We start from the raw sequence: 12,569 nt of genomic DNA, 5'->3' as shown, positions 1-12,569 counted from the left end.
TTCCTCCGGGAGGTCAGTCGACGACGTCGAACAACGTCGCCGTGTCGGCCGATGGGTTGGTCAAGGTCAAGGTGAGCACCGGACGACCGTGCTCGGCGAGCACGCTCGCATCGCCCGAAGCCTGCGCGGCGATCAGCTGACCGAACGTGAACGGCCGATCGGGGATCTCGAGGTCTTCGGCGGGTGTCTGCGTGATCTGGAGGAATGCGCCGACCGCTGGGCCGCCCTTGTGGAACTGCCCGGTCGAGTGGAGGAACCGCGGACCCCAGCCGAACGTGACCGGGCGACCCGAACGTGCGGCCAGGAGATCACGAAGTCGCTCGAGCTCGGGGTGCGCGACGCGATCGACATACGCCTGGATCGAGAGGTATCCGTTCGCAGGGAGCTCTTCGAGCAGGACGTCGATCGCGGAGGCGAGGTCGCTGGAGGCGCCGATGACCTCGGGCGTGCCGCGCACTTCGATGCCCTTCTCCACGAATGCCGCGGGCGCAGGTTCGGGGCGAGAGTCGAGGAGACCGCGCGAGGCGATCTTCGCCGACTCCACATCGGGCTGATCGAAGGGGTTGATGCCGAGGACTCGTCCGGCGACCGCCGTCGCGTACTCCCAGACGAGCAGCTGCGCGCCGAGGGTGCCGGAGACTCGGATCTCGCCAGAGTCGTCGTCGCCGAAGATCTCGTCGCCGGCGTCGTCGACGAGGCGCACGATCTGCAGGTCGGAGAGGTTCTCGCCGAGTTCGGGGGCGTCAACGCCGAGGACGACGGGAAGCAGCCCTGTGCCCTCTTTGCCGGTGGATTCGGCGATCAGCTGTTCAGCCCAGTCGGCGAAGCCGACGATGTGGGTGCCGTCGGCGATGATGCCGAGCTTGTCGCGCAGTGGCTGAGTGGCCGCGATCGCGGCACCCAGCACGAGTCCGGGGTTCTCGGGGCTGTCGATCGCGAGCGAGAGCTCGATCGTCTCGGCCTCGTCGAGGATCTCGGCGATGTCGACGCCCGCGAGGCCTGAGGGCACCAGCCCGAACGCCGTGAGCGCCGAGTAGCGGCCGCCGACGTTGGGATCGGCGTTGAAGACTCGGTACCCGGCGGCGCGTGCCGACTCGTCGAGCGGCGAGCCCGGGTCGGTCACGACGATGATGCGCGAGGCGGGGTCGATGCCCGCATCGCGGAACGCCTGCTCGTAGACGCGGCGCTGGCTGTCGGTTTCGACGGTCGACCCCGACTTCGAAGAGACGACGAGGGCGGATGTCGCGAGCCGATCGGCGAGGGCGGCGCGAACCTGTCCGGGTTCGGTCGAGTCGAGCACCGTGAGGTCGACGTTCGTTGTTCGCGTGATGACCTCGGGGGCGAGCGACGAACCGCCCATGCCCGCGAGCACGATGTGGTCGACGCCTGCCGCCTCGAGCTCCTCGCGGAGGGCCTCGATCTCTGGAATTAGAGGACGGGAGACCGCGACGGCCTCGGTCCAACCGAGTCGTTTCGCCGACTCCTCTTCAGCGGCTGCACCCCAGAGCGCGGCGTCCTGGCCGGTGATGCCGCTCGCCACGTAGTCGGCGACGAGTCCGGGAACGGTGCGGCGTACTGCGTCGGCCGCGGCGCCGCTGACGGAGATGCGGAAGCTCATCGTGCTGCCTCCAGCGCAGCGCGGACGGTGTCGAGGAGTTCGTTCCACGAGACGATGAACTTGTCGACGCCCTCGTTCTCGAGCACCAGGGTCACGTCGTCGTAATCGATGCCCACGCTCGCGAGTGCGTCGAGCACCGAGCCTGCCTCGGCGTACGCACCGGTGACGGTGTCGCCAGTGATGACGCCGTGATCGAAGGTCGCCTCGAGGGTCTTCTCGGGCATCGTGTTCACGACGCCCGGCGCGACGAGTTCGGTCACGTAGAGGGTGTCGTGAAGCGCCGGGTCTTTCACGCCCGTCGACGCCCAGAGCGGACGCTGGCGGTTGGCACCGGCAGCGAGGAGGGCAGCGGCACGCTCGGTGGCGAACTGCTGCTCGAAGAGCTCGTAGGCGAGGCGGGCGTTTGCGATGCCGGCCTTGCTTTTCAAGGCGAGCGCCTCGTCGGTGCCGATGCTCACGAGTCGCTTGTCGATCTCGGTGTCGACGCGCGACACGAAGAAGGAGGCGACCGAGTGGATGGTCGAGAGGTCGATGCCCACTGCCTTGGCCTGCTCGAGGCCGGCGAGGTATGCCTCGATGACCTCGCGGTACCGGTCGAGGCTGAAGATGAGCGTGACGTTGACGCTGATACCGGATCCGATGGCTTCGGTGATGGCGTCGAGGCCCTCAACCGTCGCCGGGATCTTGATCATGACGTTGGGGCGGTCGACCTTCGCCCACAGGGTTTTGGCTTCAGTGATCGTGCCGGCGGTGTCACGTGCGAGTCCGGGCGCGACCTCGATGGACACGCGGCCGTCGAAGCCCTTGGAGCGGTCGTACACCGGACGGAAGATGTCGGCGGCGTCGCGCACGTCGTCGGTCGTGATCTCGAAGACCGCGGTGTCGACGTCGGCGCCTGCTGCAGCGAGGGCGTGCACCTGTTCGGCGTAGCGCTCGCCCTTGGCGAGGGCGCCTGCGAAGATCGTCGGGTTGGTGGTCACGCCGACGACGTCGCGTTCGGCGATGAGCCGTGCGAGGTCGCCCGAGGCGATGCGTTCACGCGAGAGGTCGTCGAGCCAGATGCTGACGCCCGCCTCCGAGAGTGCTGCGGTGGGGGAGCTGGTCATGGGAGTGTCTCCTCTTCTGGCGCGCGTCAGGCCGACGCGAGCGATTCCTTCGCGGCGGCGACGACGGCCTCGGCCGTGATGCCGAACTCGCGGAACAGGGTCTTGTAGTCGGCGGAGGCGCCGAAGTGCTCGATCGACACGGCGCGGCCCTGGTTGCCGAGGTAGCGCTGCCAGGAGAGGGCGAGGCCCGCCTCGACCGAGACTCGCGCAGTCACGCTCGCGGGCAGCACCTGTTCGCGGTACTCGGCCGGCTGCTCCTCGAACCACTCGAGCGATGGCGCCGAGACGACGCGCGCGCCGATGCCCTCTGCCGCGAGCGTCTCGCGAGCGGCGACGGCGAGCTGCACCTCGGAGCCGGTTGCGATGATGATCACGTCGGGCGCGCCAGACGCCGCATCTGCGAGCACGTACGCGCCCTTCGAGACGTTCGACGCGGCGGCGAGGGTGTCACCGGATGCCTCGCCGTCGCCGCGCTCGAACACGGGGATGTTCTGACGGGTGAGTGCGATGCCCGTCGGGGCATCCGTGCGCTTCAGGATCTCGAGCCAGGCGTGCGCGACCTCATTCGCGTCGGCGGGCCGCACGACCGTGAGGCCCGGGATCGCCCGCAGGGTTGCGAGTTGTTCGACCGGCTGATGCGTCGGGCCGTCTTCGCCGAGGGCGACCGAGTCGTGCGTCCAGACGAAGATCGAGGGCACCTGCATGAGTGCGGCGAGACGCACTGCAGGTCGCATGTAGTCGCTGAAGATCAGGAAGGTGCCGCCGAAGGCGCGCGTCTTGCCGTGCAGCACGATGCCGTTGACGATGGCGCCCATCGCGTGCTCGCGGATGCCGAAGTGCAGCACGCGACCGTAGGGGTTGCCGGCGAACTCGTGCGTCGACCACTCGGTCGGGATGAATGAGGCCGCGCCCTTGATCGTGGTCAGGTTCGACTCGGCGAGGTCGGCCGAACCGCCCCAGAGCTCGGGCAGTACGCCGGCGAGGGCGTTGATGACCTTGCCGGACGCTGCACGGGTGGACACCTCGGTGCCACCGTCGAAGACGGGGAGCACCGATTCGATGTCGTCGGGGAGCTCGCCTGCCTCGAGCCGGTCGAGCAGGGCCTTGCGGTCGGGGTTCGCCGCCGCCCAGGCGTCGAACGCGATCTGCCACTCTGCGTGCTCGGCTGCGCCGCGCTCGACGGCGAGTCGCGTGTGGTCGATGACCTCGGCGGCGACGACGAAGCTCTGCTCGGGGTCGAAGCCGAGCACCTCTTTCGTCGCGGCGAGCTCGGCGGCGCCGAGCGCCGAGCCGTGGATCTTGCCGGAGTTCTGCTTGCCCGGGGAGGGCCAGCCGATGATCGTCTTCAGGATGATGATCGACGGCTTCGAGGACTCGCCCTTCGCAGCCTGGATGGCCGCGTTCAGCTCGGCGACGTCTTCGACGTACTGGCCGGTCTTCTTCCAGTCGACCGTCTGCACGTGCCAGCCGTAGGCCTCGTAGCGCCCGGCGACGTTCTCGGTGAAGGCGATGTTGGTGTCGTCTTCGATGGAGATCTGGTTGGAGTCGTAGATCACGACGAGGTTGCCGAGCTGCTGGTGGCCGGCGAGTGAGGATGCCTCGCTCGTGATGCCCTCCTGCAGGTCGCCGTCACCCGCTACGACGTACACGAAGTGGTCGAACGGGCTGGTGCCCGCCGCGGCCTCGGGGTCGAAGAGGCCGCGCTCGAAGCGCGCCGCGTAGGCGAAGCCGACGGCGGATGCGAGGCCTTGGCCGAGCGGTCCGGTGGTGATCTCGACGCCGGCGGTGTGGCCGTACTCGGGGTGGCCGGGGGTCTTCGAACCCCAGGTGCGCAGCGCCTCGAGGTCGGAGAGTTCGAGCCCGTCGCCAGCGAGGTAGAGCTGCACGTACTGCGTGAGCGAGGAGTGTCCGGCGGAGAGGATGAACCGGTCGCGGCCGAGCCAGTCGTGGTCTGCGGGGTCGCGGCGCATGACCTTCTGGAAGAGGAGGTAGGCGGCGGGCGCGAGGCTCATCGCGGTGCCCGGATGCCCGTTTCCGACCTTTTCAACGGCGTCGGCCGCGAGCACGCGAGCCGTGTCGACCGCCTGGTCGTCGATGGTTTCCCACTGCAGAGTTGCCACGAGGTGTACGTTCCTTCCGGTCATTGAACGGCGGCGAGAACCCGTTGGTTCCCGTCACCGCGGAATTCGCTACGGCGCGAGTTGTCCGGCGGATGACCCGTTGGTCGTCGCCCCGGACGGCAATTCGAATCCGCGCCGTCGGGCGCGCAATGCCAAGTATATGGACTCCTCACGTTTCGTGAACGTGACGGGAAGATCACCGGCCTCGGGGGACGAAGTGAGGCCATATGCCGAGGGAAAGCGATTACCTGATCTTGCGACATTTGATGTCATAGAATCGAACTCGGGCGTGGCGGCACATGCGCGCCCGCGCGCCGGAAGAGGAACGATGCAGGCAGCCGTACAGACTCGAGACACCCGACCGGCGATGACCGTACGGCGCAAGCTCTCCGCCTACCTTGCGCTGACGAAGCCGCGAGTCATCGAGTTGTTGCTCGTCGTGACGGCACCGACGATGATCCTCGCGGAGCGGGGGCTGCCGAGCCTCTGGCTGCTGGTCGCCACACTCATCGGCGGCGCCATGAGCGCCGGCTCCGCCGGCGCGTTCAACTGCTACATCGACCGCGACATCGACCGCGTCATGAAGCGCACCCAGGGGCGACCGCTCGTCACGGGTGAACTGACCGACCGTGAAGCGCTCGTGTTCGCCTATGGGCTCGGACTCGCGTCGATCGTCTGGCTCTGGGTCTTCACCAACTGGCTGGCAGCCGCACTCTCGCTCGGCGCCATCCTCCTGTACGTGGTCTTCTACAGCCTCATCCTGAAGCGCCGCACCGCGCAGAACATCGTCTGGGGCGGCGTGGCCGGCTGCATGCCCGTGCTCATCGGGTGGGCTGCGGTGACCGGCGATCTCAGTTGGCCGCCGTTCATCCTCTTCCTCATCATCTTCCTCTGGACGCCGCCGCACTACTGGCCGCTCTCGATGAAGTACAAAGACGATTACGCGGCAGCCGGTGTGCCGATGCTCGCTGTCGTGCGCGGCCGAGCGCAGGTGGGCCTCCAGGTCATCCTGTACGCGTGGGCGACCGTCGCCTGCTCGCTGCTGCTCATTCCGATCGCCGACATGGGAATCATCTACTCGACGGTCGCGGTGGTCACCGGCGTCTGGTTCATTTACGAGACGCACCGTCTCTACAGCATGGCGATCCGGCACGAGCAGGTCTCGCCCATGCGCGTCTTCCACGGCTCGATCGCGTACCTGTCGCTGCTGTTCCTCGCCATCGGCGTCGATCCGCTGCTGCCGTTCTGACCCCGCCGAACCAGCGCGAGTCGTTTTCGGTCACGCCGGGCAGAGCACTTCGACTCGGTTGCCGTCGGCGTCGCGGGTGTGGAATCGGAGGTATCCGGTGAAGGTCGAGCGCTCGCGCCGGTCGACGTCGAATCCGAGCTGCTGCAGCAGCTCAGCCGTCGCGTCGAGTTCGGTCACCGAGTCGACGATGAAGGCGGGATGCGCCTTGCGTGCCGGCGCGAACGGAGTTTCGACCCCGACGTGGATCTCGGCAGTGATGGTGCCGTCGTCAGCGATCGAGCGGAACCAACAGCCGCCGCGGGCTGCCAGCTCTGGCGGCTTCGGCACCTCGGTCATCCCGAGTCCGTCGCGGTAGAAGCGGCGGGCTTCTTCCTCGCCGTCGCTCCGGCACGCCACTTGCACGTGATGCAGCCGCATCTTGCTCCTCTCGCCGCGAGATCTCTCGACGTCGAGATATTATCAGCGAGCGGATGCGGCGGCGGCCGCGCCCTCGCCCGCGGTGACCGCTGCGGCGACCGGGCGCTTGAGGCGCAGGATGACGAGCGTCATCGTCGCTGCAGTGAGCGCCGCGAGCACCATGTGCACGCCGACCGCGAATGCCGGCAGTCCATTGCGGGCCTGGTACAGGCCGACTGCGACCTGGACGAGCTCGACGACGAGGAGCGCGATCGACCAGCGGAGCGTCGGCAGCCGCAGGCGCCATGCGGCGACCACGAGCACGATCGTCAGGGCGAGGAGGGCGTAGCCCGGCCAGGCGTGGATGTGCTCGAGGATCTCGGAGTCGAAGCCGCTGCGGCCCGCCGCCGAGTCGCCGGAGTGCGGGCCCGAGCCGGTCGTCAGCACGCCGAACACGATCGAGACGAGCAGCACGGCCGTCACGCCGTGCGTGAGCGCTGCGTACCAGCCGGGCGCGGCCCGCTCCCGAGGCCCTGGGAGGGAGTCCATGCGGTCGAGGAACGCGGCCGTCACGCAGACCAGGGCGAGCGATGAAAGGTAGTGGAACCCGACGATGAACGGGTTCAGGCCCGTCCAGACCGTGATGCCGCCGACGATCGCCTGAGCGACGATTCCGACACCGACGATGAAGGAAAGCGCGAAGAGGTCGCGGCGCTCGCGCCGGATGCGCCAGACCAGCAGGAAGACGACGAGGGCGATGATGCCGACGACGCCCGTCATCATGCGATTGCCGAACTCGATGAGGGAGTGGTAGCTGAGCTCGTCGGTCGGCACGAGAGAGTCGGCCGTGCACGTGGGCCAAGTGGGACATCCGAGGCCCGAGCCCGTCAGACGCACCGCGCCGCCCGTCGCGATGATCGTGACCTGGGCGATGAACGAGGCCCAGGCGAAGGTGCGGAGAGTGCGGGTCACGCGGGTTCGATCCTGATCCTGGTCGCGCTGTGACGGCGCTGGGAGTCCTGCCCCGCGCCCCCTGCGACCCTATAGACTTGACTGGTTGGCAGGCTCGCCGACCGCGCGAAACCGCGCGGGATGAGCCACCAGCCATCTTAGGTTCGCACTGAAGCCACCGGGCACATCATCACCCACTCAATGAGCGCCTCGACTCACGAGGGGAATGGGCCGGCCTGATAGCCGGTTGCACGGGAGGAGAAGAGGGAGAGCATGACGGACGTATTGATCGACCGCCCAGAACTCGAAGGACTCGGTACGTACGAGTTCGGTTGGGCCGACTCCGACGCCGCCGGGGCATCCGCCCGACGCGGTGTCTCACCCGAGGTGGTCGCCGACATCTCAGGGCTGAAGAACGAGCCCGAATGGATGCTCAAGCGTCGCCAGCGCGCGCTGCAGCTCTTCGAGCGCAAGCCCATGCCGACCTGGGGTGCCGACCTGTCGGACATCGACTTCGACAACATCAAGTACTTCGTCCGCTCCACCGAGAAGCAGGCCCAGACCTGGGAAGACCTGCCCGACGACATCAAGAACACCTACGAGCGGCTCGGCATCCCCGAGGCCGAGCGTCAGCGCCTCGTCGCGGGCGTCGCAGCCCAGTACGAGTCCGAGGTGGTCTACCACCAGATCAACGAAGAGCTCGAGCGTCAGGGTGTCATCTTCATGGACACCGACACCGCGCTGCGCGAGCACCCCGAGGTCTTCGAAGAGTACTTCGGCACCGTGATCCCGGCCGGCGACAACAAGTTCGCCGCGCTCAACACCGCCGTCTGGTCGGGCGGCTCGTTCGTCTACGTGCCGAAAGGCGTTCACGTCGAGATCCCGCTGCAGGCCTACTTCCGCATCAACACCGAGAACATGGGTCAGTTCGAGCGCACGCTCATCATCGCCGACGAAGACAGCTACGTGCACTACATCGAAGGCTGCACGGCGCCGATCTACAAGAGCGACTCGCTCCACTCGGCCGTCGTCGAGATCATCGTGAAGAAGAACGCACGCGTTCGGTACACGACGATCCAGAACTGGTCGAACAACGTCTACAACCTCGTGACCAAACGTGCGACTGCAGCCGAAGGCGCGACCATGGAATGGGTCGACGGCAACATCGGCTCCAAGGTCACGATGAAGTATCCGTCGATCTTCCTCATGGGCGAACACGCCAAGGGCGAGACGCTTTCCGTCGCCTTCGCCGGCCCCGGCCAGCACCAGGACGCCGGCGCCAAGATGATCCACATGGCGCCGTACACGCAGTCGTCGATCGTCTCGAAGTCGATCGCGCGCGGCGGCGGCCGAGCGGGCTATCGCGGCGAGGTCCGCATCGACGCCAACGCGCATCACTCGGCGAACAGCGTCGTCTGCGACGCATTGCTCGTCGACACGATCTCTCGCTCCGACACCTACCCGGCTATCGACATCCGCGTCGACGACGTGAAGCTCGGACACGAGGCCACGGTCTCGAAGGTCAGCGAGGAGCAGCTCTTCTACCTCATGAGCCGTGGCATCGACGAGACCGAGGCCATGTCGATGATCGTGCGCGGCTTCATCGAGCCGATCGCGCGTGAACTCCCCATGGAATACGCCATGGAACTCAACAAGCTCATCGAGATGGGCATGGAAGGCAGCGTCGGCTAGGAATGACCGATCAGATGACCAGCACAACACAGCGTTCATCCCCTCTGGCCACTCCCGGGCAACACGGCCTCGTCGCGCACTCCGACGGCGCCTTCGTGCCCGTGCAGACCCGCTCCGAGCGGTTCCGCTCGGTGAACGTCGACGACTTCGAGCCCGTCAACGGACGCGAGCGCGAGTGGAAGCTCTCCCCGGTCGCGACCTTCGCCGACCTCACCGGCGGTGAGCTCGACGGTTCGCGACTTCCGATCGAGACGACCCTTCGACAGGCTCAAGACGGCGCGGATGTCTCGGGCATCGCCTTCTCGTACATCCCGCGCGACGACGCCCGCATCGGCACGGCGGGTACGCCCGAAGAGCGCGCGAGCGCCAACGCGTGGTCGACCTTCGGCGAGGCCCTCCTCGTCTCGGTCACCGGCGAAGACGAGAAGATCGCGTTCGTGACCCGCACCGGTCTCGGCGACGCCCCGCGCGCCGCGCACACCGTCATCGAGGCCGCGCCGAACAGCCGCGGATTCGTGGTGCTCGCCGGCACGGGTGCCGCCCGACTCAGCGAGAACGTCGAGATCCTCGTCGGCGACGGGGCATCCCTCACCGTCGTCTCGCTGCAGGAGTGGGACGACGAGGCCGTGCATCTCTCGAGCCAGTTCTCCCGTCTCGGCCGGGACGCGTTCCTCAAGCACATCGTCGTCTCCCTCGGCGGCAAGGTCGTGCGGGTGAACCCGTCGACCCACCTTGCCGAGCAGGGCGCCGACATCGAGGCCCTCGGCCTCTACTTCGCCGACGCGGGCCAGCACCTCGAGCAGCAGGTGTACGTGCACCACGACGCACCGCACACCAAGAGCCGCGTCACCTACAAGGGTGCGCTGCAGGGCGCCGGTGCGCGCAGCGTCTGGGTCGGCGACGTGCTGATCGGCAACGCCGCAACCGGTACCGACAGCTACGAGCAGAACCGCAATCTCGTGCTCACCGAGGGCACTCGCGCCGACTCCGTGCCGAACCTCGAGATCGAGACCGGGGACATCGAAGGCGCCGGGCACGCGAGTGCCACCGGTCGCTTCGACGACGAGCAGCTGTTCTACCTGATGGCTCGCGGCATCAGTGAAGACGAAGCACGTCGACTCGTCGTGCGCGGCTTCCTCACCGACATCGTGCAGAAGATCGGCTCGGCCGACCTCGAAGCCCGCCTGACCGCGGCCATCGAAGCCGAACTGGAAGGTCGCTGACGTGGCATCTGTTCGTGTCTGCTCAGCTGACGACCTCGCGGTGAACGAGGCCTCGCGCTTCGTGCTCGAGGGCGTTCCCATCGCCGTGGTGAAAGACTCCGCGGGCGAGATCTACGCCATCGGCGACACTTGCACGCATGGCGACATCTCGCTGGCCGAGGGTTTCGTCGAAGACGACACCCTCGAGTGCTGGGCCCACGGCTCCATGTTCTCCCTGAAGACGGGCAAGCCTTTGACGCTGCCCGCGTACGAGCCCGTCCCGGTCTACCAGGTCGAGCTCAGAGACGGCGACGTCCACATCGACCCCATGGTCACCCTGACCGTCTGACCCACCTCCTCCGGCCCGGAACGGCCGGCAACCGAAAGAGACCACTACGAACATGTCCGTTCTCGAGATCAAGAACCTCCACGTCAACGTCGAGACCGACCAGGGCACCCGCGAGATCCTCCGCGGCGTCGACCTCGTCATCAACGAGGGCGAGATCCACGCGATCATGGGCCCCAACGGGTCGGGCAAGTCGACCCTCGCGTACACGATCGCCGGCCACCCGAAGTACAAGGTCGTCCAGGGCGAGATCCTGCTCGACGGTGAGAACGTGCTCGAGATGTCGGTCGACGCACGCGCACGCGCCGGCCTCTTCCTCGCGATGCAGTACCCAGTCGAGATTCCGGGCGTGACGGTCACGAACTTCCTCCGCACCGCCAAGACGGCGATCGACGGCGAGGCGCCTCCGATCCGCGGCTGGATCAAAGACGTGCGCGAGTCGATGTCGAACCTCAAGATGGACTCGGCGTTCGCCGAGCGCAACGTCAACGAGGGCTTCTCGGGCGGCGAGAAGAAGCGCAACGAGATCCTTCAGCTCGAACTGCTGAAGCCGAAGTTCGCCGTGCTCGATGAGACCGACTCGGGACTCGACGTCGACGCGCTGAAGGTCGTCTCCGAGGGCGTCAATCGGGCGCACTCGCACACCGGCCTCGGCGTCCTGCTGATCACGCACTACACGCGCATCCTGCGCTACATCAAGCCCGACTTCGTGCACGTCTTCGTGGCGGGCCGCATCGCCGAGCAGGGCGGCCCCGAGCTCGCCGACCGACTCGAAGACGAGGGCTACGACCGGTACCAGGTCGCCGAGACGGCCGCGGCCGAAGCGGTGCCGGCCGAATAGGGCGAGGTAGAATCACACTATGGTCACCACACTCGCACCTGAGCGCTACGACCAGGTCGAAGAAGCGCTGAAAGACGTCATGGATCCCGAGCTCGGGGTCAACATCGTCGACCTCGGCCTCATCTACGACCTCGGCTGGGACGACGAGAACGACGCCCTGGTCATCCACATGACGCTCACGAGCGCCGGATGCCCCCTCACCGACGTGATCGAAGAGCAGACCGCTGAGGCGCTCGACGGCACCGTCGACGCGTTCCGCATCAACTGGGTGTGGATGCCGCCGTGGGGCCCCGAGCGCATTACCGACGACGGCCGCGACATGATGCGGGCGCTCGGCTTCGCGATCTGAGTCGTCTTCCGCCTCTACGGATGCCTCGTGCAGTACGCCTGCACGGGGCATCCGTCGTTTCAGGCGCCATCGTCGGGTCGCTGCCCGCGTGCACTGAACGTGAGGAGCAGGGCCGCCGCATCCCGTGCCGCCGCGAACGGTTCGGCGAACGTGCCCATGCCGGTGGTCACCAGGCCGCCCTCGTAGAGCAGCATCAGACTCTTGGCGACGCGTTCGGTATCGGCGATCGCCGCATCGCGGCAGAGTTGCTCGAAGACATCCCGCAGCCATTTCTTCTGGCGGATGGCTTCGACAGCAATGGGCGTCGTTGCGTAGTCCATCTCGGCGCGAGCGTTGATGGCGCTGCACCCTTTGCCGCAGTTGTCGATCGCCCACCGGCCCGCGATGTCGAACACTGCCAGGATGCGTTCGACGCTTCCCGGAGGCTCTTGCGCGAATTCCCGTTCAAGGTACTCACGCCACCGCGCGTCGCGCCCGCGCAGGTACGCGACGGCGAGCGCCTCTTTCGATCCGAACCGGTCATAGAGCGTCTTCTTCGTCACCCCTGCCGCGGCTGCGATGGTGTCGACACCCACGGCGTGGATTCCCTCACGGTAGAAGAGCTCGGATGCCGCGGCGAGCACGCGCTCTGCTCCAGGCGTGTAGTGAGGAAGCGCTTCGGGCAGATTCTCGGCGGTCATGGCTCCACTATACCGCTCT

General features: G+C 67.1%; 12 protein-coding genes. 6 read left to right on the top strand and 6 right to left on the bottom strand.

Features of this window, described 5'->3' with window-relative positions; genetic code table 11:
• Window positions 1–13: 13 nt before the first annotated feature.
• The 3 genes from AC1C2U_RS02970 to tkt are packed head-to-tail and all read right to left on the bottom strand — an operon-like array spanning window position 14 to window position 4,844.
• Window positions 14–1,618: a phosphoglucose isomerase-related protein gene (locus tag AC1C2U_RS02970; protein ID WP_495360229.1), complete on the bottom strand. Its 1,605-nt coding sequence runs from the start codon at window positions 1,616–1,618 to the stop codon at window positions 14–16.
• The gene (gene tal / locus AC1C2U_RS02965) at window positions 1,615–2,724 is read right to left on the bottom strand and encodes a transaldolase (RefSeq protein WP_495360228.1); all 1,110 of its coding nucleotides are present in this window, start codon (window positions 2,722–2,724) and stop codon (window positions 1,615–1,617) included. Before tal ends, AC1C2U_RS02970 begins: the two co-directional genes overlap by 4 nt.
• A gap of 26 nt (window positions 2,725–2,750) precedes the next feature.
• A complete protein-coding gene (gene tkt / locus AC1C2U_RS02960) occupies window positions 2,751–4,844 on the bottom strand; it encodes a transketolase (RefSeq protein WP_495360227.1) in 2,094 nt (697 codons plus the stop codon).
• 328 nt (window positions 4,845–5,172) lie between these two features.
• On the opposite strand from tkt, the gene AC1C2U_RS02955 reads away from it, so the two are divergent.
• Complete coding sequence (locus AC1C2U_RS02955) at window positions 5,173–6,093, top strand: heme o synthase (protein ID WP_495360226.1); 921 nt, start codon at window positions 5,173–5,175, stop codon at window positions 6,091–6,093.
• Window positions 6,094–6,123: 30 nt separating this feature from the next.
• On the opposite strand, the gene AC1C2U_RS02950 is transcribed toward AC1C2U_RS02955, so the two are convergent.
• Complete coding sequence (locus tag AC1C2U_RS02950; protein WP_495360225.1) at window positions 6,124–6,510, bottom strand: VOC family protein; 387 nt, start codon at window positions 6,508–6,510, stop codon at window positions 6,124–6,126.
• 42 nt (window positions 6,511–6,552) lie between these two features.
• A complete protein-coding gene (locus AC1C2U_RS02945) occupies window positions 6,553–7,461 on the bottom strand; it encodes a COX15/CtaA family protein (protein ID WP_495360224.1) in 909 nt (302 codons plus the stop codon).
• A 252-nt stretch (window positions 7,462–7,713) separates the two neighbouring features.
• Between AC1C2U_RS02945 and sufB the strand changes: the two genes are divergently transcribed.
• Genes sufB through AC1C2U_RS02920 form a run of 5 tightly spaced genes read left to right on the top strand, consistent with a single transcriptional unit; the run spans window position 7,714 to window position 11,870 of the window.
• Window positions 7,714–9,132: a Fe-S cluster assembly protein SufB gene (gene sufB, locus AC1C2U_RS02940; protein WP_495360223.1), complete on the top strand. Its 1,419-nt coding sequence runs from the start codon at window positions 7,714–7,716 to the stop codon at window positions 9,130–9,132.
• 14 nt (window positions 9,133–9,146) lie between these two features.
• Window positions 9,147–10,355 carry a Fe-S cluster assembly protein SufD gene (sufD, locus tag AC1C2U_RS02935; protein WP_495360222.1) on the top strand — a complete coding sequence of 403 codons (1,209 nt, stop codon included), beginning with the start codon at window positions 9,147–9,149 and terminating at the stop codon, window positions 10,353–10,355.
• Between the two features lies 1 nt (window position 10,356).
• A complete protein-coding gene (locus tag AC1C2U_RS02930; RefSeq protein ID WP_495360221.1) occupies window positions 10,357–10,683 on the top strand; it encodes a non-heme iron oxygenase ferredoxin subunit in 327 nt (108 codons plus the stop codon).
• 52 nt (window positions 10,684–10,735) lie between these two features.
• Complete coding sequence (sufC, locus tag AC1C2U_RS02925; RefSeq protein WP_495360220.1) at window positions 10,736–11,521, top strand: Fe-S cluster assembly ATPase SufC; 786 nt, start codon at window positions 10,736–10,738, stop codon at window positions 11,519–11,521.
• 19 nt (window positions 11,522–11,540) lie between these two features.
• Window positions 11,541–11,870, top strand: a complete 330-nt coding sequence (locus AC1C2U_RS02920) for a metal-sulfur cluster assembly factor (RefSeq protein WP_495353877.1) — start codon at window positions 11,541–11,543, stop codon at window positions 11,868–11,870.
• Between the two features lie 59 nt (window positions 11,871–11,929).
• Here the strand turns inward: AC1C2U_RS02920 and AC1C2U_RS02915 are convergent, their stop codons facing one another.
• Window positions 11,930–12,550: a TetR/AcrR family transcriptional regulator gene (locus AC1C2U_RS02915; protein WP_495360219.1), complete on the bottom strand. Its 621-nt coding sequence runs from the start codon at window positions 12,548–12,550 to the stop codon at window positions 11,930–11,932.
• Between the last annotated feature and the right edge of the window lie 19 nt (window positions 12,551–12,569).

It is taken from the genome of Agromyces sp. Y575 (assembly GCF_059445445.1).
The sequence above is the reverse complement of the archived record's forward strand: the minus strand, read 5'-3'. Positions and strand labels throughout refer to the sequence as shown.